This is a genomic window from Kitasatospora sp. GAS1066B, assembly GCF_041262605.1.
Taxonomy (GTDB): Bacteria; Actinomycetota; Actinomycetes; order Streptomycetales; family Streptomycetaceae; genus Kitasatospora.
On the sequence record NZ_JBGCCO010000030.1, the window covers coordinates 26,287 to 52,668 of the forward strand.

General features: G+C 72.2%; 30 protein-coding genes. 24 read left to right on the forward strand and 6 right to left on the reverse strand.

Annotated features, from left to right (window positions below; genetic code table 11):
- Positions 1 to 72: 72 nt before the first annotated feature.
- Both ABH937_RS28865 and ABH937_RS28870 read right to left on the reverse strand, forming a co-directional pair.
- The gene (locus tag ABH937_RS28865) at positions 73 to 1,113 is read right to left on the reverse strand and encodes a LacI family DNA-binding transcriptional regulator (protein ID WP_280689839.1); all 1,041 of its coding nucleotides are present in this window, start codon (positions 1,111 to 1,113) and stop codon (positions 73 to 75) included.
- Between the two features lie 69 nt (positions 1,114 to 1,182).
- The gene (locus tag ABH937_RS28870; RefSeq protein WP_280689838.1) at positions 1,183 to 1,962 is read right to left on the reverse strand and encodes a response regulator transcription factor; all 780 of its coding nucleotides are present in this window, start codon (positions 1,960 to 1,962) and stop codon (positions 1,183 to 1,185) included.
- A 346-nt stretch (positions 1,963 to 2,308) separates the two neighbouring features.
- Here ABH937_RS28870 and ABH937_RS28875 point away from each other — a divergent pair, with 346 nt between their 5' ends.
- The 6 genes from ABH937_RS28875 to ABH937_RS28900 all read left to right on the forward strand — a co-directional run bounded on the left by ABH937_RS28875 (position 2,309) and on the right by ABH937_RS28900 (position 5,321).
- Complete coding sequence (locus ABH937_RS28875; RefSeq protein WP_280689837.1) at positions 2,309 to 2,596, forward strand: MoaD/ThiS family protein; 288 nt, start codon at positions 2,309 to 2,311, stop codon at positions 2,594 to 2,596.
- Between the two features lie 124 nt (positions 2,597 to 2,720).
- A complete protein-coding gene (locus ABH937_RS28880; RefSeq protein WP_280689835.1) occupies positions 2,721 to 3,413 on the forward strand; it encodes a DUF2993 domain-containing protein in 693 nt (230 codons plus the stop codon).
- A 93-nt stretch (positions 3,414 to 3,506) separates the two neighbouring features.
- On the forward strand, positions 3,507 to 3,587 hold the full coding sequence (locus tag ABH937_RS28885; RefSeq protein ID WP_369405619.1) for an Ms5788A family Cys-rich leader peptide: 81 nt from the start codon (positions 3,507 to 3,509) through the stop codon (positions 3,585 to 3,587).
- Positions 3,588 to 3,812: 225 nt separating this feature from the next.
- Positions 3,813 to 4,652: a sulfurtransferase gene (locus ABH937_RS28890; RefSeq protein ID WP_280689834.1), complete on the forward strand. Its 840-nt coding sequence runs from the start codon at positions 3,813 to 3,815 to the stop codon at positions 4,650 to 4,652.
- 39 nt (positions 4,653 to 4,691) lie between these two features.
- A complete protein-coding gene (locus ABH937_RS28895; protein ID WP_266294945.1) occupies positions 4,692 to 4,982 on the forward strand; it encodes a DUF1416 domain-containing protein in 291 nt (96 codons plus the stop codon).
- A gap of 66 nt (positions 4,983 to 5,048) precedes the next feature.
- Positions 5,049 to 5,321, forward strand: coding sequence for a DUF3099 domain-containing protein (locus tag ABH937_RS28900; RefSeq protein WP_280689833.1), 273 nt, complete (start codon positions 5,049 to 5,051; stop codon positions 5,319 to 5,321).
- 18 nt (positions 5,322 to 5,339) lie between these two features.
- Here ABH937_RS28900 and ABH937_RS28905 read toward each other — a convergent pair whose 3' ends face one another.
- On the reverse strand, positions 5,340 to 5,702 hold the full coding sequence (locus tag ABH937_RS28905; RefSeq protein WP_280689831.1) for a DsrE family protein: 363 nt from the start codon (positions 5,700 to 5,702) through the stop codon (positions 5,340 to 5,342).
- A gap of 271 nt (positions 5,703 to 5,973) precedes the next feature.
- Between ABH937_RS28905 and ABH937_RS28910 the strand changes: the two genes are divergently transcribed.
- The 3 genes from ABH937_RS28910 to ABH937_RS28920 are packed head-to-tail and all read left to right on the forward strand — an operon-like array spanning position 5,974 to position 8,012.
- Positions 5,974 to 6,558: an FABP family protein gene (locus ABH937_RS28910; RefSeq protein ID WP_280689830.1), complete on the forward strand. Its 585-nt coding sequence runs from the start codon at positions 5,974 to 5,976 to the stop codon at positions 6,556 to 6,558.
- 34 nt (positions 6,559 to 6,592) lie between these two features.
- Positions 6,593 to 7,039 carry a Fur family transcriptional regulator gene (locus ABH937_RS28915; protein WP_280689829.1) on the forward strand — a complete coding sequence of 149 codons (447 nt, stop codon included), beginning with the start codon at positions 6,593 to 6,595 and terminating at the stop codon, positions 7,037 to 7,039.
- Between the two features lie 10 nt (positions 7,040 to 7,049).
- A complete protein-coding gene (locus ABH937_RS28920; RefSeq protein WP_280689828.1) occupies positions 7,050 to 8,012 on the forward strand; it encodes a folate-binding protein YgfZ in 963 nt (320 codons plus the stop codon).
- 54 nt (positions 8,013 to 8,066) lie between these two features.
- Here ABH937_RS28920 and dtd read toward each other — a convergent pair whose 3' ends face one another.
- The gene (dtd, locus tag ABH937_RS28925; protein ID WP_370219984.1) at positions 8,067 to 8,501 is read right to left on the reverse strand and encodes a D-aminoacyl-tRNA deacylase; all 435 of its coding nucleotides are present in this window, start codon (positions 8,499 to 8,501) and stop codon (positions 8,067 to 8,069) included.
- Between the two features lie 289 nt (positions 8,502 to 8,790).
- Between dtd and ABH937_RS28930 the strand changes: the two genes are divergently transcribed.
- Together ABH937_RS28930 and ABH937_RS28935 are read left to right on the forward strand one after the other, a co-directional pair.
- Positions 8,791 to 9,360, forward strand: a complete 570-nt coding sequence (locus tag ABH937_RS28930; RefSeq protein WP_370219985.1) for an ABC transporter substrate-binding protein — start codon at positions 8,791 to 8,793, stop codon at positions 9,358 to 9,360.
- A gap of 57 nt (positions 9,361 to 9,417) precedes the next feature.
- Complete coding sequence (locus tag ABH937_RS28935; protein WP_280689824.1) at positions 9,418 to 10,374, forward strand: asparaginase; 957 nt, start codon at positions 9,418 to 9,420, stop codon at positions 10,372 to 10,374.
- 69 nt (positions 10,375 to 10,443) lie between these two features.
- Here ABH937_RS28935 and ABH937_RS28940 read toward each other — a convergent pair whose 3' ends face one another.
- Positions 10,444 to 10,938 carry an inorganic diphosphatase gene (locus ABH937_RS28940; protein WP_280689822.1) on the reverse strand — a complete coding sequence of 165 codons (495 nt, stop codon included), beginning with the start codon at positions 10,936 to 10,938 and terminating at the stop codon, positions 10,444 to 10,446.
- A 118-nt stretch (positions 10,939 to 11,056) separates the two neighbouring features.
- On the opposite strand from ABH937_RS28940, the gene dacB reads away from it, so the two are divergent.
- The 6 genes from dacB to folE all read left to right on the forward strand — a co-directional run bounded on the left by dacB (position 11,057) and on the right by folE (position 18,571).
- A complete protein-coding gene (gene dacB / locus ABH937_RS28945) occupies positions 11,057 to 12,412 on the forward strand; it encodes a D-alanyl-D-alanine carboxypeptidase/D-alanyl-D-alanine-endopeptidase (protein ID WP_280689820.1) in 1,356 nt (451 codons plus the stop codon).
- A gap of 55 nt (positions 12,413 to 12,467) precedes the next feature.
- Positions 12,468 to 13,652 carry a zinc-dependent metalloprotease gene (locus tag ABH937_RS28950; RefSeq protein WP_280689818.1) on the forward strand — a complete coding sequence of 395 codons (1,185 nt, stop codon included), beginning with the start codon at positions 12,468 to 12,470 and terminating at the stop codon, positions 13,650 to 13,652.
- A 146-nt stretch (positions 13,653 to 13,798) separates the two neighbouring features.
- On the forward strand, positions 13,799 to 14,950 hold the full coding sequence (gene tilS / locus ABH937_RS28955) for a tRNA lysidine(34) synthetase TilS (RefSeq protein WP_280689817.1): 1,152 nt from the start codon (positions 13,799 to 13,801) through the stop codon (positions 14,948 to 14,950).
- Between the two features lie 41 nt (positions 14,951 to 14,991).
- Positions 14,992 to 15,546 (forward strand): hypoxanthine phosphoribosyltransferase, encoded by a 555-nt coding sequence (hpt, locus tag ABH937_RS28960; protein WP_280689815.1) that lies wholly within the window; start codon positions 14,992 to 14,994, stop codon positions 15,544 to 15,546.
- A gap of 256 nt (positions 15,547 to 15,802) precedes the next feature.
- On the forward strand, positions 15,803 to 17,845 hold the full coding sequence (ftsH, locus tag ABH937_RS28965; RefSeq protein WP_280689814.1) for an ATP-dependent zinc metalloprotease FtsH: 2,043 nt from the start codon (positions 15,803 to 15,805) through the stop codon (positions 17,843 to 17,845).
- A gap of 120 nt (positions 17,846 to 17,965) precedes the next feature.
- Positions 17,966 to 18,571, forward strand: coding sequence for a GTP cyclohydrolase I FolE (folE, locus tag ABH937_RS28970; RefSeq protein ID WP_280689812.1), 606 nt, complete (start codon positions 17,966 to 17,968; stop codon positions 18,569 to 18,571).
- Positions 18,572 to 18,597: 26 nt separating this feature from the next.
- On the opposite strand, the gene ABH937_RS28975 is transcribed toward folE, so the two are convergent.
- Positions 18,598 to 19,782 carry an esterase family protein gene (locus ABH937_RS28975; RefSeq protein ID WP_280689810.1) on the reverse strand — a complete coding sequence of 395 codons (1,185 nt, stop codon included), beginning with the start codon at positions 19,780 to 19,782 and terminating at the stop codon, positions 18,598 to 18,600.
- A 345-nt stretch (positions 19,783 to 20,127) separates the two neighbouring features.
- Here ABH937_RS28975 and ABH937_RS28980 point away from each other — a divergent pair, with 345 nt between their 5' ends.
- The 7 genes from ABH937_RS28980 to ABH937_RS29010 all read left to right on the forward strand — a co-directional run bounded on the left by ABH937_RS28980 (position 20,128) and on the right by ABH937_RS29010 (position 26,374).
- Positions 20,128 to 21,981, forward strand: coding sequence for a phosphatidylglycerol lysyltransferase domain-containing protein (locus ABH937_RS28980; protein WP_370219986.1), 1,854 nt, complete (start codon positions 20,128 to 20,130; stop codon positions 21,979 to 21,981).
- Between the two features lie 49 nt (positions 21,982 to 22,030).
- Positions 22,031 to 22,885, forward strand: coding sequence for a dihydropteroate synthase (gene folP / locus ABH937_RS28985; protein ID WP_370219987.1), 855 nt, complete (start codon positions 22,031 to 22,033; stop codon positions 22,883 to 22,885).
- Positions 22,886 to 22,937: 52 nt separating this feature from the next.
- Entirely contained in the window at positions 22,938 to 23,426 is a 489-nt protein-coding gene (locus ABH937_RS28990) for a nuclear transport factor 2 family protein (protein WP_280689893.1), read from the forward strand.
- 106 nt (positions 23,427 to 23,532) lie between these two features.
- Positions 23,533 to 23,892 carry a dihydroneopterin aldolase gene (gene folB, locus ABH937_RS28995; RefSeq protein ID WP_280689891.1) on the forward strand — a complete coding sequence of 120 codons (360 nt, stop codon included), beginning with the start codon at positions 23,533 to 23,535 and terminating at the stop codon, positions 23,890 to 23,892.
- A 67-nt stretch (positions 23,893 to 23,959) separates the two neighbouring features.
- Positions 23,960 to 24,559 carry a 2-amino-4-hydroxy-6-hydroxymethyldihydropteridine diphosphokinase gene (gene folK, locus ABH937_RS29000; protein ID WP_280689807.1) on the forward strand — a complete coding sequence of 200 codons (600 nt, stop codon included), beginning with the start codon at positions 23,960 to 23,962 and terminating at the stop codon, positions 24,557 to 24,559.
- A gap of 123 nt (positions 24,560 to 24,682) precedes the next feature.
- A complete protein-coding gene (locus tag ABH937_RS29005; RefSeq protein ID WP_280689806.1) occupies positions 24,683 to 25,177 on the forward strand; it encodes a DUF3180 domain-containing protein in 495 nt (164 codons plus the stop codon).
- Between the two features lie 105 nt (positions 25,178 to 25,282).
- Positions 25,283 to 26,374, forward strand: coding sequence for a hypothetical protein (locus ABH937_RS29010; protein WP_370219988.1), 1,092 nt, complete (start codon positions 25,283 to 25,285; stop codon positions 26,372 to 26,374).
- The last annotated feature ends 8 nt before the right edge of the window (positions 26,375 to 26,382 follow it).

The window sequence follows — 26,382 nt, forward strand, 5'->3', positions numbered from 1 at the left end:
GTCCGGTCAGAACGGACAGAGAAGCCCGTTGACTTCTCATAAAGGGCGGCTACTCTGCCGCCCACCCACGGGTCACCGCGGGGCGCCGTCGCAGCCGCAGGAGCGTCGCACCACGAGGCGGGACGGGAACCGGCGCACCCGCTCGGTTTCGGAGCCCGGCACCATCAGCGAGTCGTCCAGCACCAGGTCCACCGCCGCGCGCGCCATCGCCTCGCGCTCGCTGGCCACCGTGGTGAGCGGCGGGTCGGCCAGCGCGGCCTCGGGGATGTCGTCGAAGCCCGCCACCGCCAGGTCCTGCGGGACCCGCAGGCCAACCTCGCGGGCGGCCCGCAGCACGCCGATCGCCTGGTCGTCGGTGGAGCAGAAGATGGCCGGCGGGCGGTGCTCCGAGCGCAGCAGCTCCAGCGCCACCTCGTAGGCGCCGTAGCGGTGGAAGGGGGCGTCGATCAGGTGCTGGTCGACGGGCAGCCGGTGGCCCTCCATCGCCCGCTGCCAGCCCTCGACGTGGTCGATCACCGGGTCGCCGGGCGCGGGGGTGTCCACCGGGCCGCCGAAGCAGGCGACGTACGGGTGGCCGTGCACCTCCAGCAGGTGGCGCACCACCAGCTCCGCGCCGCCCACGTCGTCGGTGACCACCGAGACGTCGTCGATCGCGTCGGGCCGGCGGTGCAGCAGCACCACCTTGGCGCCCTCCATCGCGGCGAACTCCTTGGCGGCGCGCTGCGGGGCGCCCTGGCTCACCAGGATCAGGCCGGAGACCCGCATGCCGAGGAAGGCCTGGATGTAGTGCATCTCGCGGTCGTCGGCGTAGTCCGAGTTGCCCATCAGCACGAGCTTGCCGCGGTCGGAGGCGGCGCGTTCGACCGCGTGTGCCATCTCGGCGAAGAACGGCTGGCGGGCGTCCGGCACGATCATGCCGATCAGGTTGGTCCGCCGGGAGGCCATCGCCTGCGCGACGCTGTTCGGCCGATAGCCGAGTTGCTCGATCGCGGCGAGCACCCGCTCCTTGGTCGCGGGCGCGACAGGTCGCGGTCCGTCGTTGATGACATAGCTGACGACCGCGGTCGAGGTCCCAGCCAGTCGGGCTACATCGTCGCGCGTCACCTTGGCCACAGCGGGAGTCTACGCGTGTTTGTCCAGCCCTGGCCGGTGGGCCCGGTCACGTTGCCGGGCCCGCGCAGGTCAGCTGGGCGGGCCGCCGCCGACCACCTGCTCGGCGCCCGTCCGCTCGGCGCCCGTCCGCTCGGCCGGCTCGCTCTGGCCCGCGCCGCGCTCGGCCTTGTCGCCCTGCGAGGGGATCACGAAGCGGTAGCCGACGTTGCGTACGGTGCCGATCAGCTGTTCGTGCTCGACGCCGAGCTTGGCCCGCAGCCGCCGGACGTGGACGTCCACCGTGCGGGTGCCGCCGAAGTAGTCGTAGCCCCAGACCTCCTGCAGCAGCTGGGCCCGGGTGAAGACCCGGCCCGGGTGCTGGGCGAGGTACTTGAGCAGCTCGAACTCCTTGAAGGTGAGGTCGAGCACCCGGCCCTTGATCTTGGCCGAGTAGGTCGCCTCGTCCACCGACAGGTCGCCGTTGCGGATCTCCATCGGGCTGTCGTCCACCTGGGCCTGCTGCTGGCGGCCCATCGCGAGCCGCAGCCGGGCCTCCACCTCGGCCGGCCCGGCGGTGTCCAGCAGGACGTCGTCGACGCCCCACTCGGCGGTGACGGCGGCCAGCCCGCCCTCGGTGACCACCAGGATCAGCGGGGAGCTGACGCCGGTGGACCGCAGCAACTGGCACAGGCTGCGGATCTGTGGCAGGTCACGCCGGCCGTCGACCAGTATCACGTCGGCGCTGGGGGTGTCGACCAGCGCCGACCCCTCGGCCGGGGCCACCCGCACCTGGTGCAGCAGCAGCCCGAGGGCCGGCAGCACCTCCGCGGAGGGCTGCAGTGCGTTGGTGAGCAGGAGGAGAGAACTCATATCCCGGGTCGTCCTCTTTTCGTCTCCGCGGACCGGGGGCCGGCACCTCGTCGTGCGGCCACTGGTACGGGTGGGCTACCACTCGCAAGGACGTCCGGATCGGAGTCCTGAAAGCACAAAAGGACCCGGGGGCGACTCTGCCCGGATCCCTTAGCGATCGAGAATAGCTCAACAGAGCTGGCCGGCGCAGGGGTCAGGACACGTGATCCTTTTCGCATCCGGCCCCGTGCGCCCCGGGTACGCCTGCTCTGGCCTGCGGGATTCCCGCCTGGTCCGGGGCCGGGGCGATGATGGAGCACGGCAGCGACCGGCACACGTATGTGTACACCTTCGAGAAGGGGCCGCCATGACCGCGACCACCGAACCGACCACCTTGGTGGCCGGGACCATCCGCTACTGGGCCGCCGCCAAGGCCGAGGCGGGCGTCGCCGAGGAGCCGTACCGGGCGGCCAGCCTGGCCGAGGCGCTGGCGCAGGCCGCGGCGCGGCACGCCGACCGTCCGACCTTCGTCCGCCTGCTGGGCATCTGTTCCTACCTGGTGGACAGCGAGCCGGTCGGCGGCCGGGACCGCACCCGGGTGCCGCTGACCGAGGGCGGCACCATCGAGGTGCTGCCGCCTTTCGCGGGCGGCTGACCGGACCGGGTGCGGGCGGCCGACCGGACCCCGGTGCTCAGCTGCCGGATGCCCGTTCGGAACCATGGTCCGCGCCGGATCGTCGTTACGGCGGTAGGACGAGCGAGGACGGGGAGAGAGTTCGATGCGGACCTGGATCAAAGCGGCCGTCGCCGTCCTGGTGCCGGCGGGGCTGCTGGTCGGCGCCGACCGGATCGCGGTGGTGGTCGCGCAGGGGCAGGCGGCCGACCGGCTGGCGGGGCGGCAGGGCATCACCGGCAAGCCCTCGGTCTCGATCGACGACCTCCCCTTCCTGACCGACCTGATCAGCCGGAAGGTCGGCAGCGTCCACCTGTCGGGCGCCGGCGTTCAGCTGTCCGGCGGCGGCAGCAGCTTCCAACTGGAGTCCTTCTCGGCCGACCTGAAGGGCGTTCAGCTCTCCGGCGACTACAAGTCGGCGACCATCGACTCGGGCACCGGCACCGGGCGGGTCAGCTACCAGGAGGTGCACAGCCTGCTCGGCCTCGACCAGAGCGTCACGCTCGGCTACGGGGGCCCGGGCCTGGTGAAGGTGACCGGGGTGATGTTCGGGCAGAAGCTCAGCACCACGGTGAAGCTGCGCACGAACGGCGACACGGTCGAGGTGGACAGCGTGGGCGCGCTGCCCGGGGTGGGCGCCCTGCCGGGTGTCGGGCAGCTGGTCAACTCGGCGATCGGCTCGCACACCTTCACCCTCCAGGGCGGCATGCCGGTCGGCCTGCGGCTGCAGCAGGTCGCCCCGCAGCCCGACGGTCTGGCCCTCACCTTCCAGGGCAGCCACGTCCAGCTGATCGGCTGACCCAGGGTCCGAAATCCCACTATTCGAACATATTGGTCTCGCCATTCGATACGCTGGTGACAGGGGCGGTCCCGGCTCCCTAGCATCGTCCTCATGAAGCGACAGGCGGACCTCACGAAGCGGCGGGCGGTAGACCTCTGCCGCGTGGCTGCCTGCCTGTGTCGCATGCGCTGACCGGCGGCCCGGTCCGGCAGAATCGACTCGCCGCCACGCCCGCACCCTTGGCCTGACCAGGCATTCTCGCCTGCGGCCGGATTTCTCCCCAGCTTGCCCGGCAGTACCGGCTTCCCCGCCCCGTCCCACTATCCGGACAGATTTTCGGACAAGTGGCCCGGATGGCCGGACCGTGACCGGCCGGGCCCTCACCTTCCGCCAACCGCCCCCGGATGGAGACAGAACATGAGCCGCAGCGACGTGCTGGTCGATGCCGACTGGGTCCAGGCCCACCTGGACGACCCGAAGGTCGTCGTCGTCGAGGTGGACGAGGACACCTCCGCGTACGACAAGAACCACATCAAGAACGCCGTTCGGATCGACTGGAAGAAGGACCTCCAGGACCCGGTCCGCCGCGACTTCGTCGACCAGGCCGGCTTCGAGGCGCTGCTCAGCGCCAAGGGCATCGCCAACGACGACACCGTCGTCCTCTACGGCGGCAACAACAACTGGTTCGCCTCCTACGCGTTCTGGTACTTCAAGCTCTACGGCCACGGCGACGTCCGCCTGCTGGACGGCGGCCGCAAGAAGTGGGAGCTGGACTCCCGCGACCTGGTCGACGGCTCCGAGGTCCCCGACCGCGCGGCCACCGCCTACAAGGCGCAGGCCCAGAACAGCGCGATCCGCGCCTTCCGCGACGACGTGGTCGCCGCGATCGGCAACAAGAACCTGGTCGACGTGCGCTCGCCCGACGAGTTCTCCGGCCGCCTGCTCGCCCCCGCCCACCTGCCGCAGGAGCAGTCGCAGCGCCCCGGCCACGTGCCGAGCGCCCGCAACATCCCGTGGTCGAAGAACGCCAACGACGACGGCACCTTCAAGTCGGACGACGAGCTGCGCGCGCTCTACGCGCAGGAGGGCGTGGACCTGGCCCAGGACACCATCGCCTACTGCCGGATCGGCGAGCGCTCCGCGCTCACCTGGTTCGTGCTGCACGAGCTGCTCGGCCAGCAGAACGTCAAGAACTACGACGGTTCGTGGACCGAGTACGGCAGCCTGGTGGGCGTGCCGATCGAGATCGGCGCCTGAGCGGCACCGCGCCGTACCGAGAAGCAAGGAGACCGAGACATGTGTGGTGCGAAGGCCGGCGGCCCGGACCTGGCAGGAGTTGACGTGGCGAACGAGACGATCATCCAGGGTTCGGTGACCCGCGACGGTGAGCCGGTCAACGGCTACGTGCGCCTGCTGGACGCGGGCGGCGAGTTCACCGCCGAGGTGCCCACCTCGGCCACGGGGCAGTTCCGCTTCTTCGCGGCCCCCGGCAGCTGGACCGTGCGTGCGCTGGTGCCGGGCGCGACCGTGGACCGCAAGGTGGTCGCCTCCCAGGGCGCCCTGACCGAGGTCCCGATCGCGGTCTGACCCCGTTCGGGAAAGAAGCGCTGAGCCCCTGCCCGTCGGCGGGGGCTCAGCGCTTTACTGGGAGGTGTGCAGCAGCGGCGCAGGCATGTCTACTACTTCGCGGCGATGGCGGTCTGCCTCGGGCTCTTCGTCCTGGCCTGGGGCGTCGTGCGGTTCTTCTCGGTGGGCGCGGCGATCGGCATGTGCCTGGTGGCGATGGTCATCCCGCCGCTGGCCGCGATCTTCGCCAACCGGCGCGACCCGGAGGACGACTGGTGGCGGGACCCGCGCTGGGACGACCCCAAGTGGGAGGAGCCGGGGCACGACCGGGACAAGCCGGACCACGAGACCGAGCGGTGAGGCCGGCCTCTTGACGCCCTAGTACACGAGCGCCTGGACGGCGTCGGCCATGATCTCGCTGACGAAGACCTGGGCGCCCGCGATCCGGACTCCCTCGATGGTGTCCGCCTGCTCGATGCCGCGCCGGACCGCGCACTGGGTGCACAGGGTGACCGTGCCGGCTGCCAGGATCGACTCCAGCAGGTCCGGCAGCGGGGCGGCGTGCGGCAGCTCGAACTCCGCGGCCCGCCCGGGCAGGGCGAACCAGGAGGACTCCCCGGTCAGCCAGAGCGAGACCTCGACCCCGCTGGCGACCGCGACGGCGGCGACCGTGAAGGCCTGCGAGCAGCGCTCGGGCGCGTCCGCTCCGGCGGTGACCTTGATGACCAGCTTCTTCGACACGCCGTCAGCTTAGACCGGCCGCGTGGCGGGCCTCACCGTGAAGCGCGTGGTGGGGCCGGATAGACTCGCGCCGTCATCGTCCGTCCGCCGACACCGCACCGGGAGCCCACCGTGAACGGTCTTGAACTCTTCTTCGACATCCTGCTGGGCGTCGTGGCCGTCGTGATCGCCTGGTTCGCCGTCTTCTCCGTGATGAAGCTGTACCAGGGCCAGCGCTGACCTCTCCCGTACCGTAGAGGTAGCCCACCGCCCACGACTGCGATCCAGGACCATGATCGAGATTCCTTCCGACCTCCACAAGGACGTCGTTTCGCTGGCCTTCCTCCTCGGCACCTGGGAGGGAGCGGGCGTCTTCGACTTCCCCGGCCAGGAGAAGTGCAACTTCGGCCAGGAAGTCGTCTTCCGCCACGACGGCCGCCCGTTCCTGGAGTTCCGCTCCCGCAGCTGGGTGCTGGACAACGAGGGCGAGAAGATCCGCCCGCTGGAGACCGAGCACGGCTTCTGGCGGATCACCAGCAACCACCAGGGCACCAGCGGCGAGCGCGAGGTGGAGATCTCCATGGTGCGCGACGACGGCACGGTGGAGATCTGGTACGGCAAGCTGGCCGACGGCAAGCCGCAGATCGACGTGGCCACCGACGCGGTCGCCCGGGTCGAGGGCTCGGCGCCCTACAGCGGTGGCAAGCGGCTCTACGGCTTCGTCAACGACGAGCTGCTCTGGGTCGGCGAGAAGGCGGCGCCCGAGGTGCCGCTGCGCCCCTACATGTCCGCCCAGCTGCGCAAGGTGCTCAGCCCGGCCCAGCTGATCAAGGACATCAACGACCTGCCGGACGACGGGATCGCCTTCTTCCGCTGAGCGGCGGGCGAGCGAGTGGCGAAGGGGTGGCAGCGTGGTGGCGGACACCGGCACCGACTGGAAGGCCGACCTGCGCCGGCGCGGCTACCGCCTCACCCCGCAGCGCCAGCTGGTCCTGGAGGCGGTGGACACGCTCGACCACGCGACCCCGGACGAGATCCTGGCCCAGGTCCGGCTGACCGCCAGCGGGGTGAACATCTCCACCGTCTACCGGACGCTGGAGCTGCTGGAGGAGCTGGGCCTGGTCTCGCACGCCCACCTGGGCCACGGTGCGCCGACCTACCACCTGGCCGGTCGCCACCACCACCTGCACCTGGTCTGCCGGGACTGCGGCAAGGTGCAGGAGACCGGCACCGCGATCGCCGCCCCGCTGATCGAGAGCCTGCGCGTGGAGCACGGTTTCGACACCGACCTCAAGCACTTCGCGATCTTCGGCCGCTGCGCCGACTGCACCGCCGGGGTCGGGCAGCCGCAGTCGTAAGCTGGCGGGCATGAAGAGCCCGCTGCTGTCCCTGCCCGGAGCCGTCCCCGCCGAGGGAGCCGACGAGGGCGTCGCGGCCCACTACGGCGACATCTTCCGCGAGCAGCGGGAGCTGGCGGCCGGCCGGGCCTTCACCGACCTCTCGCACCGCGGTGTGATCACCGTGACCGGCCCCGACCGGCTCGCCTGGCTGCACCTGCTGCTCACCCAGCACGTGAGCGAACTCCCGCCCCAGCACGCGACCGAGGCGCTGATCCTCTCCCCGCACGGGCACGTCGAGCACGCCCTCTACCTGGTCGACGACGGCACCACCACCTGGGCCCACGTCGAGCCGGGCACCCAGCCGGCGCTGCTGGAGTACCTGGAGCGGATGAAGTTCATGTACCGGGTGGAGGTGGCCGACGCCACCGAGCGGTTCGCCGTCGTCCACCTGCCGGCCGGCAACCCCGCCGCCGCGGCCGGCGCCGCCGCAGTGCGCGAACTGCCGTACGGGCGGGACCTGTTCCTGCCGCGCGGCGAACTCGCCGAGCAGGCGAAGGAGTTCGGCAGCCCGGCCGGGATCTGGGGTTACGAGGCGCTGCGGATCGAGGCGCACCGCCCGCGGCTGGGCTTCGAGACCGACCACCGCACCATCCCGCACGAGGTGGACTGGCTGGGCTCCGCCGTGCACCTCAACAAGGGCTGCTACCGCGGCCAGGAGACGGTGGCCCGGGTGCACAACCTGGGCAAGCCGCCGCGCCGGCTGGTCTTCCTGCACCTGGACGGCACCGAGGAGGTGCTGCCCGCGCACGGCACCGAGGTGCGCCTGGCCGCCGAGCCGGAGGGCCGGGCACTGGGCTTCGTCACCTCCGCGGCCCGCCACCACGAGCTGGGCCCGATCGCGCTCGCCCTGGTGAAGCGCAACGTCCCGGTGGACGCCGAACTGCGGGCCGGCGGTGTGCCGGCCGCCCAGGAGGTCGTGGTCGCCCCGTAGCCCCGTAGCCCCGTAGCCCCGTAGCCCCGCAGCGCTGGAGCGCGCTCCGGGACCTCAGACCTCCAGCAGCACGGTGAACGGCCCGTCGTTCACCAGCGAGACCTTCATGTCCGCCCCGAACCGGCCGGTCTCCACCGTCGCGCCCAGCGCCCGCAGCCGCTCGACCAGCTCGGCCAGCAACGGCTCGGCGACCGGCCCGGGCGCGGCGGCCTGCCAGGTGGGCCGGCGGCCCTTGCGGGCGTCGCCGTAGAGCGTGAACTGGCTGATCACCAGCAGCGGCGCGTCGAGGTCCGAGCAGGACAGCTCGCTATCCCCACCGTCGAAGAGCCGCAGCGTCCACAGCTTGCGCGCCAGCTCGGCGGCCTGCGTCGCCGTGTCCTGATGCGTCACCCCGACCAGGACGCAGAGCCCCGGACCGCTGATCGCGCCGACCTGTTCCCCGGCCACCGTCACGGCGGCCTCGCTCACCCGCTGCACCACTGCTCGCATGCGGCCATTGTGCCGAGCCGCCGACAGGTCATATCAGCCAGGTCCCGTTCGCCAGGCCGCCGTTCGGGTGCATCTGCGCCGCAGCGGTGCTCGCGGGGTGGCACGATTCCGGAGTCGGCCGTGCCGCCCGTCGCGGACGGCCGTTCGCACCGCTCGCACACCCGTGCCGAGGGCGCTCGCCCGAGTGGGTGGCAGCGGTGCTGGTGGGGAACCCCAGGGGGCGCCGGAGCGTGCCACCAAGGGCAGGGGTGACACGGGTGGGATCTATCCGAGGGCAGGTGGTTGGTCGATGGAGGCGAACGGGGTGCCCGGCAAGCCCGCGGCACCGGAGGTGCCGGTGATCGAGGCGCTGGCCCTGGACGAGCTGCGCACGCTGCGCCGGGACGCCCTGGAGCAGGAGGCCGACCTCTCGTACCTGCGCCGGCTGCTGCAGGGCCGGGTGGACATCCTGCGGGCCGAGCTGGACCGCCGCACGCTCGACGTCCGGCTGTGCCCGCCGAAGCCGGACGCCGGCTGGCAGACCCTGCTGCACCGGCTGCCGCAGATCCTCGCCGACGCGCCCTCCAACGTGCGCCAGTCGGCCCGGCACCTGACCCTGGGCACCCCGCGCGGCGAGCAGTACCAGGCGCAGGCGGACGCCCTGATGGGCGACGTGCAGCTGGCCGACCTGGCCGCGCACGCCTCCGCCGAGCTGCTCGCGGCGCTGGACCGGCTCACCGCGCACGAGCGCGAGGTCTCCGGGCGCCGCCAGCTGCTGCAACGCACGGCGGACGGCTGCGGGGCGGAGATCACCCGGCGGTACCGTGAAGGGGAAGCGCGGGTCGACGACCTGCTGGCCGGCGGCCCGCTGCCCGACTGAGAACCAGCGGGCGACGGCGGCCGGCTCCCACCCTCCTGCTCCGGAAGGCTGCCACCGATGCCAGACTCCGCCGCCCTGTCGCCCGTCCTCGCCGAGGTCGTCCGCTCAGGCTTCACCGAGGGGTACCACCGCGGTTCCCTGGTGGTGCTCGCGCCCGACGGCTCGATCGAGTTCGCGCTGGGCGACCCCGAGCGGCCGATCTTCCCGCGCTCCTGCAACAAGCCCTTCCAGGCGGTGGCCACGCTGCGGGCGGGGCTGCCGATCGAGGGCGAGCTGCTGGCCCTGGCGGCCGCCAGCCACTCCGGAGAATCGTTTCACCTGGACGGGGTGCGGACCATCCTGTCCGGCGCGGGCCTGGGCGCCGACGCCCTGCAGACCCCGCCGGACCTGCCGCTGGACCCGACCGAGGCCGAGGCGTACCTGGCCGGCGGCGGCCGCCGGGAGCCGCTGGTGATGAACTGCTCGGGCAAGCACGCCGCCTGGCTGGCCGCCAGCCTGGCCAACGGCTGGCAGACCGAGAGCTACCTGGACCCGGAGCACCCGATCCAGCGGCTGGCCCACGAGGCCCTGGAGGAGGCGAGCGGCGAGTCGATAGCCGCCGCCGGCACGGACGGCTGCGGCGCCCCGCTGCTGGCCGTCTCGCTGGTGGGCCTGGCCCGCGGCTACCGCGCGCTGCTGCGGGCCCCCGAGGGCAGCGCGCCGCGACTGGTCGCCGACGCGATGCGCGCCCACCCCGAGTACGTGGCCGGCACCCGCCGCCCGGACACCTGGCTGATGCGGGCGATCCCGGGCACCCTCTCCAAGATGGGCGCGGAGGCCGTGCAGGCGGTGGCGCTGCCGGACGGCCGGGCGCTGGCCTTCAAGATCGACGACGGCGCGGGCCGGGCGCTCGGCCCGGTGCTCGCCGCGCTGCTGCGCCGGCTGGGGTACACCGACCAGGTGCTGGACCGGATCGGCGGCGCCCCGCTCTACGGCGGCGCCGAGGTGGTCGGCGAGATCCGCGCCGTGGTCTGAGCACGCTGAGACTGATCCCTCACCTTCGCCCTCGGTCGCTCGACCGAGGGCGGAGGTTAAGCATCACGCTCAGTGCGCGTCGCCGGACTCCGCCAGGCGCTTGACCGAAGCGGTGATCTCGGTCTCGGCCTCGACGCGGCCGACCCACTCGGCACCCTCGACCGACTTGCCGGGCTCCAGGTCCTTGTAGACCTCGAAGAAGTGCTGGATCTCCAGGCGGTCGAACTCCGAGACGTGGTGGATGTCCCGCAGGTGCTCCCAGCGCGGGTCGGTGGCCGGGACGCAGAGCAGCTTGTCGTCGCCGCCCGCCTCGTCGGTCATCTTGAACATGCCGATCGCGCGGCACTTGATCAGGCAGCCGGGGAAGGTCGGCTCGTCCAGGATGACCAGGGCGTCCAGCGGGTCGCCGTCCTCGCCGAGAGTGCCCTCGACGAAGCCGTAGTCGGCCGGGTAGCGGGTCGAGGTGAAGAGCATCCGGTCAAGACGAAGACGACCGGACTCGTGGTCGACCTCGTACTTGTTGCGCGAGCCCTTCGGGATCTCGATGGTGACGTCGAACTCCAACGGTTCCTCCAAGGTAGGGACTGACAGAATCCAAGTGTCTCCTACGGGAGGGAGTGCTGTGGAAAGGGGCTGGGCTGTGGCAGGCACGGGGACTCGCAGAAGTCTGGGAGCAACGGTGGTGGCGGGGCTGACGGGGTTCGCCCTGCTGGCGGGAGGGGGCCCGGCGCACCCGCAGGCGCCGGACGGGGCCACCGCGCCGTCACCCGCCCCACCAGTGCTCGTTCCGGCCCTCACTGGCGGCACCGACGCCCTGCCCACCGCTGCCGGCCTGCAGGCCGCGCTCGGCCAGCTCACCTCGGACAAGGCGCTGGGCACGCTCACCTTCGCGATCAGCGACGGCGTCACCGGCAAGCTGCTGCTGGGCTCGGGCGAGACCACCCCGTCCACCCCGGCCTCCACCACCAAGCTGGCCACCTCGGTGGCCGCGCTCAGCCTGCTGCCCCCGGACACCCGGTTGACCACCAAGGTGGTGCACGGCGCCGCCCCGGCCGACATCGTGCTGGTCGGCGGCGGCGACCCGACGCTGACGGGCCTGACGGTGGATCAGATCCGGATCGGCGGTGCCCCGGTGGACCCGGACTCGGCCCCCGCCTCGCTGCCGGACCTGGCCAGGCAGACCGCCGCCGCGCTGAAGGCGGCCGGGGTGGCCACCGTCCACCTCGGGTACGACACCTCGCTGTACACCGGCCCGGCCGCGCACAAGTACAACGACGGCTACAACATCGGGCCGATGTCGTCGCTGATGATCGACGAGGGCCGGGTGGTCGCCACCCAGGACATCGACGCCCCGGCCCGGGTCCCCGACCCGGCCGCCCAGGCGGCCGCCAAGTTCGCCGACCTGCTCGGCGCCCAGGGCGTGACGGTGGACGGCAAGCCGGCCCAGGCCCAGGCCGCGGCGAACGCGGCGCCGATCGCCCAGGTGCAGTCGCCGATCCTGCCCCGCCTGGTGGAGCGGCTGCTGACCAACTCCGACAACACGCTGGCTGAGGCGGTGGCCCGGCAGGTGGCACTCGCCCAGCACCTGCCGGTCGGCTACGACGGCGCGGCACAGGCGATCACCAAGACGCTCGCCGGGCTCGGCCTGCCGATGGCGGGCGTGCAGCTGAACGACGGCAGCGGCCTGAACGTGAACAACACCATCCCGCCGATCGTGCTGTCCGACCTGCTCACGCTGGCCGCCTCGGCCGACCACCCGCAGCTGCGCGCGGTGCTGACCGGACTGCCGATCGCCGCGCTGACCGGAACGCTCGACAAGCGCTTCGTCCAGGCCCAGGGCTCGGCCGACGGCGCCGGCGTGGTGCGGGCCAAGACCGGCACCCTGAGCGGTGTCAACACGCTGGCCGGCACCGTGGTGGACGCCGACGGGCGGCTGCTCGCCTTCGCGCTGATGACCAGGACCAACGTCGACGCGAACGCCGCCCGGGCCGCGATGGACCGGATCGTGGCCAAGCTGGTCCTGTGCGGGTGCAAGTAGCCGAGCCTGTCCGGAAGGGGTGGGGCCCGGGCGCCGCAGCACGTACCGTGAGGACATGACGAGCGCGAGCGGCGGTGCTGACATGGTCGACTGGAATCTCGCGGTCGCGACGGCGACCCGGCTGGCCCGGCCGGGGCCGCAGGTCAGCCGCGAGGAGGCCCGCACCGTGGTCGCGGAGCTGCGCCGGCACGCGCTGACCGCCGAGGACGCGGTGCGCGGGTACACCGGCATGCGCGCGTCCCGGCTGGCCACCGACGGGGCCGCGCCGGTCCTGGTGGTGGACCGCGCCGGCTGGGTGCGCGCCAATGTGGCGGGCTTTCGCACGGTGATCCGCCCGCTGACCCAGAAGCTCGCCGCCAGGCGCTCCGAGACCTCCGGTGGTGCGGTGCTCGGCGCGGTCGGCGAGAAGCTCACCGGCGTCGAGGTGGGCGCGGTGCTGGCGCTGCTCTCCGGCAAGGTGCTCGGCCAGTACGAGACCTTCGCCGCCGACGAGGAGCCGCTGCCGATCACCGCACCCGACAGCCCGGCCGGACTCTTCGAGCGGCCGGGGGCCGGCACGGGCCGGCCTGGTCCGGGGCGGCTGCTGCTGGTGGCGCCGAACATCGTCCAGGTGGAGCGGGAGCTGGACGTCGACCCGCACGACTTCCGGCTCTGGGTCTGCCTGCACGAGGAGACCCACCGCACCCAGTTCAGCGCGGTGCCCTGGCTGCGCGACCACGTGCAGTCCGAGGTGCAGGCCTTCCTGGCCGCGGCCGACGTCGAGCCGATGGCGCTGCTGGAGCGGCTGCGCGAGGCGCTGATGCCGGGCGAGCGCCCGCCGAGCGGCGCCGGCAGCCTGCTGGACGTGGTGCAGACCGCGGGCCAGCGCGAGATCCTCGCCCGGTTGACCGCGGTGATGTCGCTGCTGGAGGGCCACGCGGACGTGGTGATGGACGGGGTGGGCCCGGCCGTGGTGCCGAGCGTGGCGGAGATCCGGGAGAAGTTCCAGCGCCGCCGCGACCGGGGCGCCAGCCGGCTCGACCTGATGCTGCGCAAGCTGCTCGGGATGGACGCCAAGCTGCGCCAGTACCAGGACGGCGCGGTCTTCGTGCGCGGGGTGCTGGACCGGATCGGGATGGACGGTTTCAACCGGGTGTGGACCTCGCCGAACACCCTGCCCACCAAGGACGAGATCCACGACCCGGCCGCCTGGGTGGCGCGCGTCGGACGCCAGTCCCAGCCGAAACCCCCGGACGAGTGAGGGGGCGGGGCGGCGGAACGTTTCTGCATTCACCCGTCCGTGGGACGGTGGTCGTACCGGTGGCGCCGGTGGCCTGGGCGTGCCCCGGTTTCTGCGACTATCTGTGAGCGTTCGGTCACCCATCCAGTCTGAGGAGTTGCTCCACCGTGGGCCCACACCCCGCTGTCGCGGCGATACGCCTGGCCGTCCGCCGCGCTCTGATGGACCTGGCGGCCGAGGCCGCCGTCCCGATCCCGGCCGCCGCGCTGCGCGGCGTCGCCACCCCGATCCCCGTGCCGGCCGCCGCCGTCGCCCTCGCCGGCGCCTCCCCGGGCCCGGCCACCGTGCTGATCGGCAACGCCCGCCGCCACCCCTCCGGGCTGCCCCGTACCCCCGCCGCCCCCGGCTCGCCACTGGTCCTGGTCGCCGTCTCCGGCGGTGCGGACTCCATGGCGCTCGCCACCGCCACCGCCTTCGAGGCCCCCAAGCTCGGCCTGCGGGTCGGCGCGGTCACCGTCGACCACGGGCTGCAGGACGGCTCCGCCGACCGCGCCCGCCAGGTCGCCGAGCGGCTGCGCGCGCTCGGCCTGGACCCGGTGGAGGCGGTCCCGGTGCGGGTCGGCCGGCAGGGCGGCCCCGAGGCGGCGGCCCGCGACGCCCGCTACGCCGCACTGGACGAGGCCGCCGAGCGCCACCAGGCGCTGGCCGTCTTCCTCGGCCACACCCGCGACGACCAGGCCGAGACGGTGCTGCTGGGCCTGGCCCGCGGCTCCGGGGCCCGCTCGCTGGCCGGCATGCCCGCGCAGAAGGGCCGCTACCGCCGCCCGCTGCTCGATCTGGACCGCGCCGCCACCCGCCAGGCCTGCGCCGCGCAGTCCATCCAGGTCTGGGACGACCCGCACAACCTCGACCCCGCCTACACCCGCGCTCGGGTCCGCCATGAGGTGCTCCCGGTGCTGGAGAAGCACCTGGGCGCCGGCGTGGTCGAGGCGCTGGCCCGCACCGCCCGGCTGTTCCGCGACGACGCGGACGCCCTGGACCAGTGGGCGGTCCGCGCCGAGCAGCGGCTCTACCGTCCCGACCAGGGCGAGCTGCCGGTGGCCGCGCTCGCCGAGCTGCCCGCGGCGGTGCGCCGCCGGGTGCTGCGCCGGGTCGCGCTGCGCACCGGCTCGCCCGCCGGCGACCTGTTCGCCCGCCATCTGGAGACGGTGGACCTGCTGGTCACCGGCTGGCGCGGCCAGGGGCCGCTCCAGCTACCCGGGGGCGTCGAGGTCACCCGTAGGTGTGGCAACCTGGTGTTTCGGCGGCAGGACGACTGACCGTCGACACAGGACCACAAACCCTTGAGGACGTACTCCCGGTGGACGACAAGGACATGGGCGCCGATCTGGCGAAGGTGCTCATCAGCAAGGACGAGATCGACGCGAAGCTGCTGGAGCTGGCGGAGCGGATCGACCGGGACTACGCCGGGAAGGACCTCCTGATCGTCGGCGTCCTCAAGGGCGCGGTGATGGTGATGGCCGACCTCGCCCGGGCGCTGCACTCGCAGGTCACCATGGACTGGATGGCGGTCTCCTCCTACGGCATGGGTACCAAGTCCTCCGGTGTGGTGCGTATCCTCAAGGATCTGGACACCGACATCGCCGGGCGCGACGTGCTGATCGTCGAGGACATCATCGACTCCGGGCTGACCCTGTCCTGGCTGCTGGGCAACCTGGGCTCGCGTGGCCCGGCCTCGCTGGAGGTCTGCGCGCTGCTGCGCAAGCCGGACGCGGCCAAGGTCGAGATCGACGTCAAGTACGTCGGCTTCGACATCCCCAACGAGTTCGTGGTCGGCTACGGATTGGACTACGCGGAGAAGCTCCGCAACCTCCCGTTCATCGGTACGCTCGCCCCACACGTCTACGGCGGCTGAACCGGAACCCGGGCTCCCGGGGAACACCTCACCGGCTTCGCCCGTTGGAGTCGGCGGAACCCACAACTGGACAGGACCGTACCGCCGTGCTTCCACAGAGCGGGGCACGACTGCTGTACGGTCAAATTACCTGCTCGTCGTACCACAGCGGCGATGGCGAGCGAGTGCATACGCACATACCAGATGCACCGGCGGCCGAAAGACCGGCCGGTGCCGTTGAGTGGCAGGAGGGACGGGGCGGCAACGCCCCGCATGGATGGACGTCAAGCGATACTTCCGCGCGCCGATCGCATGGATCCTCCTGGCAGTCGTCGCCGTCATTGTGCTGATGAACGTCGTTTCGGACTCGAACGGCTACAAGACGGTGGACACCGGCCAGGTGGTGGCGGCGATCAACGCTGGCCAGGTCCAGCAGGCCCAGCTCACCACTGGTGACTCGAACACGATCAAGATCCAGCTGAAGGACGGCGCCACGCTGCCGGTCGGCAGCTCCGGCAAGGCGCCCTCGGGCACCAAGTTCCAGGCCTCCTACATCGGCGACCAGGGCAAGGACCTGGCCGAGACGATGTCCTCGGCCCAGGGCAAGATGCCGCCGCAGGGCTACACCGTCAGCCCCGAGAAGACCTCGACCTTCGTCAGCCTGCTCGAGTCGATGCTGCCGATCGTGATCATCGTGGTGGTCTTCCTCTTCCTGATGAACCAGATGCAGGGTGGCGGCTCCCGGGTCATGCAGTTCGGCAAGTCCAAGGCCAAGCTGCTCACCAAGGACACCCCGAAGACCACCTTCGCCGACGTCGCCGGTGCCGACGAGGCCGTCGAGGAACTCCACGAGATCAAGGAGTTCCTGCAGGAGCCGGCCAAGTTCCAGGCGGTCGGTGCCAAGATCCCCAAGGGCGTGCTGCTCTACGGCCCGCCCGGCACCGGCAAGACCCTGCTCGCCCGCGCGGTCGCGGGTGAGGCGGGCGTGCCCTTCTACTCGATCTCCGGTTCCGACTTCGTCGAGATGTTCGTCGGTGTCGGTGCCTCCCGAGTGCGTGACCTCTTCGAGCAGGCCAAGGCGAACGCCCCGGCGATCGTCTTCGTCGACGAGATCGACGCGGTCGGCCGCCACCGCGGCGCCGGCCTCGGCGGTGGTCACGACGAGCGCGAGCAGACCCTCAACCAGCTGCTGGTCGAGATGGACGGCTTCGACGTGAAGGGCGGCGTGATCCTCATCGCCGCCACCAACCGCCCGGACATCCTGGACCCGGCGCTGCTGCGCCCGGGCCGCTTCGACCGGCAGATCGCCGTCGAGCGCCCCGACCTGCAGGGCCGCCTGGACATCCTCAAGGTGCACCAGAAGGGAAAGCCGGTCGCACCGGACGTCGACCTCAAGGCCGTCGCCAAGCGCACTCCCGGCTTCACCGGCGCGGACCTGGCGAACGTCCTCAACGAGGCCGCGCTGCTGACCGCCCGTTCCGACAAGAAGCTGGTCGACAACGTCACCCTGGACGAGGCGATCGACCGCGTGGTGGCCGGCCCGCAGAAGCGCACCCGGATCATGTCGGAGAAGGAAAAGAAGATCACCGCGTACCACGAGGGCGGCCACGCCCTGGTCGCGGCGGCCTGCCCCAACAGCGACCCGGTGCACAAGATCACCATCCTGTCCCGCGGCCGGGCGCTCGGCTACACCATGGTGTTGCCGGAGGAGGACAAGTACTCCACCACCCGCAACGAGATGCTCGACCAGCTGGCCTACATGCTGGGCGGGCGTGCGGCGGAGGAGCTGGTCTTCCACGACCCGACCACCGGCGCGTCGAACGACATCGAGAAGGCCACGGCCACGGCCCGCGCGATGGTCACCCAGTACGGCATGACCGAGCGGCTGGGCGCGATCAAGTTCGGCTCCGACAACGCCGAGCCGTTCCTGGGTCGTGAGATGGGCCACCAGCGCGACTACTCGGAAGAGGTCGCCGGGCTGGTGGACGAGGAGGTCAAGAAGCTGATCGAGAACGCGCACAACGAGGCCTGGGAGATCCTGGTCGAGAACCGCGACGTGCTCGACAACCTGGTTCTGGAGCTCCTCGAGAAGGAGACCCTGAACAAGGAGCAGATCGCCGAGATCTTCGCCCCCGTGGTGAAGCGCCCGGCCCGCCCCGCCTGGACCGGCTCGGCTCGGCGCACCCCGTCGACCCGCCCGCCGGTGCAGTCCCCGAAGGAGCTGGCGCTGACCAACGGCGCCGCCGCCTCCGTCGATGCCGCCCCGGTGGACATCATCAAGCTCCCGCCGCTGGGCGGGGACAGCGCGACCGAACTCTGACCGGCCGGTAGGTCGATCGGCGTTCGGAATGGATGCCGCGTTTCCAGGGTTTGTACCCTGGAGGCGCGGCATTCGTGCTGCTCAGGCTCGTTCACCTTTCCAGCTACTTGCGAGGCCCGCATGATCGACCCGGTGACGCTCGACGGACAGCCCGCCGTTGGCACCTTCGACCAGAAGCGTGCCGAGAACGCGGTGCGGGAGCTGCTGATCGCGGTCGGTGAGGACCCGGACCGCGAGGGGCTGCTGGAGACCCCGGCCCGGGTGGCCCGGGCCTACAAGGAGATATTCGCCGGGCTCTGGCAGCAGCCCGAGGAGGTGCTGTCCACCACCTTCGACCTCGGCCACGACGAGATGGTGCTGGTCAAGGACATCGAGGTGTTCTCCACCTGCGAGCACCACCTGGTTCCGTTCCAGGGCGTCGCGCACGTCGGCTACATCCCGTCCACCAGCGGCAAGATCACCGGCCTGTCCAAGCTGGCCCGGCTGGTCGACGTCTTCGCCCGCCGTCCCCAGGTGCAGGAGCGGCTGACCAGCCAGGTCGCCGACTCGCTGATGCGGATCCTGGAGCCGCGCGGCGCCATCGTGGTGATCGAGTGCGAGCACATGTGCATGTCGATGCGCGGCATCCGCAAGCCCGGCGCCAAGACCATCACCTCGGCGGTCCGCGGCCAGCTGCGCGATCCCGCCACCCGCAACGAGGCGATGAGCCTGATCATCGCCCGCTGACCACCCGTCAGCGGGCGTCGCGGCGGTCAGCCGATCGGTTCCCGGTCCGGCGCCGCCGCCAGGTGGTTGCCGCTCCACTCCAGCGCGGCGGGCAGCTCCCGGCGCCAGGTGTCGAAGGTGTGCCCGCCGTCGGGCAGGAAGAGCGAGTCGACGGTGAACTCCGGGTGGGCGGTGCTGACCGGCGCGGCGGTGGCCAGGAACTGCCGGGTGGCCGCGTAGTCGTCCTCGGTCCTGGTGCTGACCACCAGCAGCGCCGCGTGCGGCACCGGCGCGTTGTGCAGCCGCCAGTTCAGGTCGTAGCCCTGGGCCAGCTGCTGGTTGCCGCTGAACAGGTCGCCGGTGCCCCAGTCCGCGGCCACCTGGTAGTCCGCGTGCAGCGCGGCCGCCGAGGCGTAGCTGCCGGGGTCGCGCATCGCCAGGCGCAGCGCGCAGCTGCCGCCGGTGGAGTAGCCGAACACGCCCCAGGAGCCGGGTGAGCGGCTCACCCGGTAGGCGGAGCGCAGCGCGGCGGGCAGGTCCTTGGCGAACCAGGTCTCGCTCTGCGGCCCGCCGGGCACGTCCACGCACTCGGTGTCGCGCGGCGCGGCCACGGTGGGCCGGGCCATCACCACCACGGTCGGCGCCATCTTGCCGGTGCGTTGCAGGTCCCAGACCGTCTGCGGGGTGTGCAGCTCGTTCAGCAGGCTCACCGGCCCGCCCGGGAAGCCGGCCAGGGTGAGCAGCACCGGGAAGCGCTCCCGGGAGTACTTCGGATTGAAGTACTCGGGTGGCAGATAGATGAACATCTGGTCGGAGAGCCCGGTGGCTTTCCCGCTCACCCGGATGGAGTCCACCCGGCCCACTTCTTCCGGCTTGCCCTGCGGCAGGTCGTCGGCGACGCCGGACAGGCCGCCGTCGTCGCTCGGCTGGACCAGGGCGTCCCCGGTCGGCGGCCCGCCCTTGCCGCCGCTCTGCGCCGGCCCGAGTGCGAGTGTGCTGGTGTCGGGGGCGAGCAGGTCCCGCCAGGACGTGTAGAAGCCGTAGGCGTTGTTGACGGTCAGTCCGCAGACCGCCAGGACCGTCAACTGAGTGAGCGCCAGCAGGCCGAGCCGGCCGAGCAGCGACAGCGGCCGCTGGCGGGCCAGCCGCGGCCAGAGCCAGAGCGTGGCCAGCAGGGTCAACGCGGCCAGCGCCGCAACGGCGTACACCAGCACGCTGCTGGTCAGTTCCATCCCAGAGCCTCCCCCGCACGGGGCCGGACGATCTGTCGGGGCGTCATGTCTCAGCTTCAAATGTCTTGGCGAGTTGGGCAACGCGGCGTGAACGGTGAGCGGCACGGGCGCGCCGGTGGCTGCCGGTCGGCTTCACCCACAGGAACCAAGGCTCTAGACTTCGGCGTCGCCACTCGTGCGGGGGGCGCGGATCGGCCGCCCGGCGGAGGTCCGACGCAGCTGGACCAGCCATTACTCGCTCTTGACGGTCACATGGTCAAGGTAAGGACATACGTATGAAGGCCCATCACGGCTCATCCTCCGGGGTGACCGGGCACCCGCGCGTTACCTCTACGCTGAGTCCCCATGAGCGTTCCCGTGTCCACTGAGCCGACCCCTCAGACCCCGGAGCAGCCCCGTCGACGAGGGCTGCAGACGCTGCGCAGTCAGGCCGCCGCCGTCCCCCGGGCGTGGCTCCCGGGCGTGGTGGGGTGCGCCTCTCTGCTGATCGGCCTGATGGACATCGCCAGCGCGGTCTTCCCCAGGCTGCGCCGGACCCGGGTGCACATCTGGGCCGGACAGCTGCCCGGCACCACCACCACGCTGGCCACCGCGGGCACCCTGCTGATCGGCATCCTGCTGGTGCTGCTGGCGCACGCGCTGCGCCGCCGCAAGCGCCGGGCCTGGCGGATGGTCTGCGTGCTGCTGCCGGTCGGTGCCGCGCTGCACATCCTGCGCTGGCACCAGATGGGCCCCGCGGTGGTCTCGCTGGTGGTCCTCGCGGTGCTGCTGGTGCACCACGGCGAGTTCTACGCCAAGGCCGACCCGCGCACCCGCTGGCGGGCGCTGCTCAACCTGGTCGTGATGGGCGCGGTCAGCCTGGGCCTCGGGTTCCTGATCGTCAGTGCCCACCCGAGGCGGGAGATGGGCTCGCCCAGCCTCTTCGACCGGGCGCACGAGACCGTCTGGGGGCTCTTCGGCCTGGACGGCCCGATCAGGTACCACCCGGACCGGATCGGCGACGTGGTGGGCTACTCGCTGGCCGGGCTCGGGCTGCTGACCGCCTTCTCCACCGCTTACCTGCTGCTGCGCCCCGAGAAGCCGGAGCCGGAGCTGACCTCCGAGGAGGAGGTCAAGGTCCGGGCGCTGCTGGAGCGGCACGGCGAGCGCGACTCGCTGGGCTACTTCGCGCTGCGCCGGGACAAGAGCGTGCTCTTCTCGCCGACCGGCAAGGCGGCGATCTCCTACCGGGTGGTCTCCGGGGTGATGCTCGCCTCGGGTGACCCGGTGGGCGACGTGGAGGCCTGGCCGGGTGCGATCAAGGTCTTCATGGCGCAGGCCCGCGAGCACGCCTGGGTGCCGGCCGTGATGGGCTGCAGCGAGGTCGGCGGCGAGGTCTGGACCCGGGAGGCCGGGTTGGACGCGCTGGAGCTGGGCGACGAGGCGATCGTCGACGCCAGCACCTTCTCGCTGGCCGGCCGGGCGATGCGCAACGTGCGCCAGATGGTCAAGCGGATCGAGCGCAACGGCTACTCCTGCCAGGTCCGCCGGGTCGGCGAGCTGAGTCAGGCCGAGAAGATCCGGATCGCGGACGCCGCCGCCCGCTGGCGCGGCACCGACACCGAGCGCGGCTTCTCGATGGCGCTGGGCCGCTTCGGCGACCCCAACGACGACGACTGCGTGGTGGTCACCGCGCACAAGGCGCCGGAGGAGGGCGAACCGAACGGTGACGACCTCAAGGCCGTGCTGCACTTCGTGCCCTGGGGCCCGGACGGCATCTCGCTGGAGCTGATGCGCCGCGACCGGGCGGCCGATCCCGGCCTGAACGAGCTGCTGATCGTGGCCGCGCTGCAGGCGGTGCCCGCCATGGGCGTGCGCCGGGTCTCGCTGAACTTCGCGATGTTCCGCTCGGCGCTGGCCCGCGGTGAGCGGATCGGGGCCGGACCGGTGCTGCGGGCCTGGCGCGGGCTGCTGGTCTTCCTGTCGCGCTGGTTCCAGATCGAGTCGCTGTACAAGTTCAACGCCAAGTTCCAGCCGGAGTGGGAGCCGCGGTTCCTGGTCTACCCGAGCACCCGCGACCTGCCGCGGATCGGCTTCGCCGCGATGCAGGCCGAGGCGTTCATCACGCTGGGCATGCCGAAGTTCGGGCGCAAGCGCCAGCGGCAGGGGCTGCTGCCGGCCCCGGCGGGTGAGCCGGGATCGATCGCCCCGGCGGCGTAGGCCCTGGTGGTCACCAGGACCGGGCGGCGGGGCGTTCGATAATGGCCCCATGAACAACCCGCTGCCCGGCCTGCCCGCCCTTGACCGCTGCGCCGTGATGGGCGTCGTCAATGTCACGCCCGACTCGTTCTCGGACGGCGGGCTCTGGCTGGATCCGGGCGCCGCGGTGGCGCACGGTCTGGACCTGGTGGCGCGGGGCGCGGACCTGGTGGACGTCGGCGGTGAGTCGACCCGCCCCGGCGCCAAGCGGGTCACCGAGCAGGAGGAGCTGCGCCGGGTGCTCCCGGTGGTCCGGGAGCTGGCCGCGGCCGGTGTGGTGGTCTCGATCGACACCATGCGCGCCGCGGTCGCCGAGCAGGCGCTGGCGGCCGGTGCCGCGCTGGTCAACGACGTCTCCGGTGGTCTCGCGGACCCCGTGATGGCCCAGGTGGTGGCCGATCATGGTGCCCCGTTCGTGGTGATGCACTGGCGCGGTCAGTCCGACGACATGGACAGCCTGGCGGTCTACGGGGATGTGGTGGCCGACGTGCTGGCCGAGCTGACCGCGCGGATCGAGGCGCTGCTGGCGGCGGGCGTCAAGGAGGAGCAGCTGATCCTGGATCCGGGCCTCGGCTTCGCCAAGACCAGCGCGCACAACTGGGCATTGCTCGGGGGTTTGGACGCGCTGACCGCCTTGGGCCGCCCGGTCCTGGTGGCCGCATCGCGCAAGCGCTTCCTGGGTACGCTGCTGGCCGACCCGAAAACCGGGGAGCTGCGCCCGGCCCGGCAGCGCGACGATGCCACCGCGGCGATCTCGGTGCTCTCGGCCCGGGCCGGTGCCTGGGCCGTCCGGGTGCACGACGTGGCGGGTACGGCGGACGCGGTCCGTGTGGTGGCCGCCTGGCGTGCGGCGGGGGCGAGTTGAGCTGACGGAAGTGGGTGGTGGCGTGACTGGTGACAGCACGGCGGGCAACGGCATGCTGGGCAACGGCGCGGCGGCCTCGGCGGCCGCCGACCGCGAGGCGGTGCTGGCCGCCAACCAGCGGCTCTACGAGGCCCTGGAGAACGGCGACCTGGAGGCCATCGAGGACGTCTGGCTCTCCGCGGCGGACGCCGACGACAAGACCGGCGTGGTGTGCGTGCACCCCGGGTGGCCGGTGCTGCGCGGGCGGGCCCAGGTGACCCGCTCCTATCTGCTGATCATGATGAACACCGAGTACATCCAGTTCTTCCTGACCGATGTCGAGGTCGAGGTGCAGGGCGATGTGGCCCTTGTCACCTGTACCGAGAACATCCTCTCCGGCGGCGAGGCCGAGGAGGAGGGGGAACTGGGCCCGCTGGTCGGCGGCAAGGTGGTCTCGACCAACCTGTTCCGGCGGACCGCCTCGGGTTGGCGACTCTGGTCACATCACGGCTCACCCGTGCTGACCAGCGGAGATGACGAGGACGACGAGGACGGGGCCTGACCGTCGGCGCTGTCGGGGGCCGGGGGTAGATTCGCCGGAGGGTAGATTCGACGGACGGCGGGCGATGGTGCCTGCCGTTCCAAGATCAGGAGCAGTGATTCAGGTGCTGGACCGCGTCACCCTGCGGGGCCTGCGCGCCCGCGGCCACCACGGTGTCTTCGAGCGCGAGCGGATCGAGGGGCAGACCTTCGTGGTCGACCTCGTGCTCTTCCTCGACACCCGCCCGGCCGCCTCCGGCGACGACCTCGCCCGCACGGCCCACTACGGGATCGTCGCGGAGGAGGTCACCGCGATCATCGCCGGTGAGCCGGTGGACCTGATCGAGACCTTGGCCCAGCGAATCGCCGACCAGTGCCTCAAGCACGACGCGGTCGAGGAGGTCGAGGTGACCGTGCACAAGCCGGACGCTCCGATCACGGTGCCGTTCGACGATGTGACCATCACCATCCACCGGGGCCGCGCATGACGGTCCCGGTGATTCCCGCAGTCTCAGCCGCGGCCGCAGCCGTGCCACCAGCCGAAGAGGACTTCCGATGAGCACCAGCGACCCGACCGCCTCGCCGACCACGTTCGACCTGGAGCACCGGGTGGACAGCGTCGACGCCACCCTGCAGAACCCGCGCACCGCGGTGGTGGCGCTCGGCAGCAACCTCGGCAACCGGCTGGAGACCCTGCAGGGCGCCGTGGACGCGCTGGCGGACACCCCCGGACTGAAGATCACCGGCGTCTCCGCGGTCTTCGAGACCGCGGCCCTGGGTGGCCCCGACGAGCAGCCCAACTACTACAACGCGGTGGTGCTGCTGCGCACCACGCTGCCGCCGTACTCGCTGCTGGAGCGGGCGAACGCGATCGAGGACGCCTTCGGACGCGAGCGCGCCGTGCGTTGGGGCGCCCGCACCCTGGACGTCGACATCCTCAGCTACGAGAAGGTGCTGAGCACCGACCCGGTCCTGCTGCTGCCGCACCCGCGGGCGCACGAGCGCGCCTTCGTGCTCGCGCCGTGGACCGACGTCGACCCGGCGGGCGAGCTTCCGGGGCACGGCAAGGTGGCCGAGCTGCTGGCCGGGCTCGGCGGCGAGGGTGCCCAGGGCGTGCGGCGGCGCACGGACATCCAGCTCCGGCTGCCGGAGTGAGCGTGACCGCGCCCTGAGTCGAAGGGCGGCGATCCGGACACGCCGGTGATCGGCCGCCAGGGTGCGGGTACGGTGGGTTGGCGCTGCCCGCACCACCCACCGTCGGGAAGGACCCTCTTTCCAGTGAAGCCGCTCCGCCTCCGTCTCCTGCTCGGCATCTTCGTGGTCGCGACGGCGCTCTCCTGGGCCGGTGCCAAGCTGTGGAACTCGCTGGACACGCTGCCCGGGGTGCCGGCGGCCGCTCCGGTGGTGCTCGCGGTGATCGCGGTGATCCTGCTGGCGACGGCGATCTCGCTGCGGTCGCGGCTGAAGGCGATCCGGGACCGGCAGCCGGGCGCCAAGCGGGTGGACCCGCTGGGGGCCGCCCGGGCGCTGGTGCTCGGGCAGGCCAGTGCGCTGGTCGCGGCCCTGGTCAGCGGCGTCTATGCGGGCCTGGGCATCGAGTTGCTCACGCTGCCGGACTTCGACGCCCACAAGAGCGCGGCGCTCACCGCGGGTCTGGCGGTGCTCGCCGGGGCCGGGGTGGTCGCGGCGGCGCTGTGGCTGCAGCACATCTGCAAGCTGCCCGAGGACGGCGGCAGCGGGAACGGCAAGGGCGCGGCCCCCTCGCCCCGCTGACGATCCGTCGGTTTCGGTTGGCGCTCTGTAACGACCTCGGTCTGTCAAGGTCGAGATCGGGTCTCAGGCTGACAATGCCGGTATTCGCACGCTAGTTTCTTGCTCATGCCTCGCGGACGCCACCGACACTCCTCTCTGCTCAGCCGCGCCGTGCCGCCCACCGCGGCCGCCGGCCTCACGGTGGCCGCGCTCGCCGCCCTGCTGGTCAGCGAGGACCACGTGGTGGTCAGCTCGGTGGGCGTCGCGGCGGTCTTCGCGGTGCTCGGACTGGCGCTGGTGCTGCGGCAGCGTGACGCCGCCGCCCGCACGGCGGCGGACGCCGCGGCCGTGCGCCGGATCCGCGACGAGGAGCGGTTCGAGGAGCAGCTGGCGGAGGCCGAGTACGCCGCCGAGGTCGCCGAGGAGCGGGCCACCCGGCTCGGCCGGCGGCTGACGGCGGAGAAGTCGCGGCTGGCGAAGGCGGAGACCGAGATCGCCCGGCTGCTGCGCGAGCGGGCCGTGCTGGCCGCCGAGCAGGCGCTCAGGGAGGCCGAGGCGGCCCAGCGGGCGACCGAGGCGGCCCGGCCCGTGCACCCGGTGACGCCGCTGGCCTACCTCAAGGCGGCGAACGCGCTGCGGGCCCTGGAGCAGCGGGCGGCCGAGGCGGAGCGGGCGGCGCGGCGGCGGGGGAGTGCCCTGGCACTGCCCGAGGTCCGCACCGCCCACGCCCCGGCGGTGCCGGTCGAGCGGATCGGCCGGCTGGAGCCGGCCGCGCCGCGTGCGGAGCGGCCCGCCGTGGCCGCCTCGCCGGTGCGCCCGGTGCTGGCGGGCCCGGCCGAGGCGGCCGTCGCGGCCGCCGCCATGGTCCCGGTCGAGCGGCAGCGCCCGCGCCCGCAGCAGACGACGGGCCGGGGCCCCGGATTCAGCTTCTTCGACCGCGCCGCCGCGGTCCGTGCCGCGGCGCCGGCGCCCGCGGTCGGCTCGGTCACCGAGCTGACCGAGCCGGCGACGCAGGCCGAGCGCCCCGGGCTGGTCGAGCGGCCCGCACCGGCCGCGGCGCCGGTGACCGCAGGTCAGCGGGAGCTGGCGGATCTCGCGGATGTGCTGGGCGACGAGGTCGCGGCCGAGCAGGAGCGGCCCGAGGTGGTCGACCTGACGCCGGAGGACGACACCGAGCTGCTCGACCTGGGCGAGCTGCGCGCCTCCCGGAGTAGCTGAGCCAAGCT

What these genes read in the sequence shown, in the direction of transcription:
- ABH937_RS28870 (WP_280689838.1), bottom strand. Translation starts at nt 1,962, where the DNA reads ATGAGTTCTCTCCTCCTGCTCACCAACGCACTGCAGCCCTCCGCGGAG.
- ABH937_RS28875 (WP_280689837.1), top strand. Translation starts at nt 2,309, where the DNA reads ATGACCGCGACCACCGAACCGACCACCTTGGTGGCCGGGACCATCCGC.
- ABH937_RS28880 (WP_280689835.1), top strand. Translation starts at nt 2,721, where the DNA reads ATGCGGACCTGGATCAAAGCGGCCGTCGCCGTCCTGGTGCCGGCGGGG.
- ABH937_RS28885 (WP_369405619.1), top strand. Translation starts at nt 3,507, where the DNA reads ATGAAGCGACAGGCGGACCTCACGAAGCGGCGGGCGGTAGACCTCTGC.
- ABH937_RS28890 (WP_280689834.1), top strand. Translation starts at nt 3,813, where the DNA reads ATGAGCCGCAGCGACGTGCTGGTCGATGCCGACTGGGTCCAGGCCCAC.
- ABH937_RS28895 (WP_266294945.1), top strand. Translation starts at nt 4,692, where the DNA reads ATGTGTGGTGCGAAGGCCGGCGGCCCGGACCTGGCAGGAGTTGACGTG.
- ABH937_RS28910 (WP_280689830.1), top strand. Translation starts at nt 5,974, where the DNA reads ATGATCGAGATTCCTTCCGACCTCCACAAGGACGTCGTTTCGCTGGCC.
- ABH937_RS28920 (WP_280689828.1), top strand. Translation starts at nt 7,050, where the DNA reads ATGAAGAGCCCGCTGCTGTCCCTGCCCGGAGCCGTCCCCGCCGAGGGA.
- dtd (WP_370219984.1), bottom strand. Translation starts at nt 8,501, where the DNA reads ATGCGAGCAGTGGTGCAGCGGGTGAGCGAGGCCGCCGTGACGGTGGCC.
- ABH937_RS28930 (WP_370219985.1), top strand. Translation starts at nt 8,791, where the DNA reads ATGGAGGCGAACGGGGTGCCCGGCAAGCCCGCGGCACCGGAGGTGCCG.
- ABH937_RS28935 (WP_280689824.1), top strand. Translation starts at nt 9,418, where the DNA reads ATGCCAGACTCCGCCGCCCTGTCGCCCGTCCTCGCCGAGGTCGTCCGC.
- ABH937_RS28950 (WP_280689818.1), top strand. Translation starts at nt 12,468, where the DNA reads ATGACGAGCGCGAGCGGCGGTGCTGACATGGTCGACTGGAATCTCGCG.
- ftsH (WP_280689814.1), top strand. Translation starts at nt 15,803, where the DNA reads ATGGACGTCAAGCGATACTTCCGCGCGCCGATCGCATGGATCCTCCTG.
- folE (WP_280689812.1), top strand. Translation starts at nt 17,966, where the DNA reads ATGATCGACCCGGTGACGCTCGACGGACAGCCCGCCGTTGGCACCTTC.
- ABH937_RS28975 (WP_280689810.1), bottom strand. Translation starts at nt 19,782, where the DNA reads ATGGAACTGACCAGCAGCGTGCTGGTGTACGCCGTTGCGGCGCTGGCC.
- ABH937_RS28980 (WP_370219986.1), top strand. Translation starts at nt 20,128, where the DNA reads ATGAGCGTTCCCGTGTCCACTGAGCCGACCCCTCAGACCCCGGAGCAG.
- folP (WP_370219987.1), top strand. Translation starts at nt 22,031, where the DNA reads ATGAACAACCCGCTGCCCGGCCTGCCCGCCCTTGACCGCTGCGCCGTG.
- ABH937_RS28990 (WP_280689893.1), top strand. Translation starts at nt 22,938, where the DNA reads ATGCTGGGCAACGGCGCGGCGGCCTCGGCGGCCGCCGACCGCGAGGCG.
- folK (WP_280689807.1), top strand. Translation starts at nt 23,960, where the DNA reads ATGAGCACCAGCGACCCGACCGCCTCGCCGACCACGTTCGACCTGGAG.
- ABH937_RS29010 (WP_370219988.1), top strand. Translation starts at nt 25,283, where the DNA reads ATGCCTCGCGGACGCCACCGACACTCCTCTCTGCTCAGCCGCGCCGTG.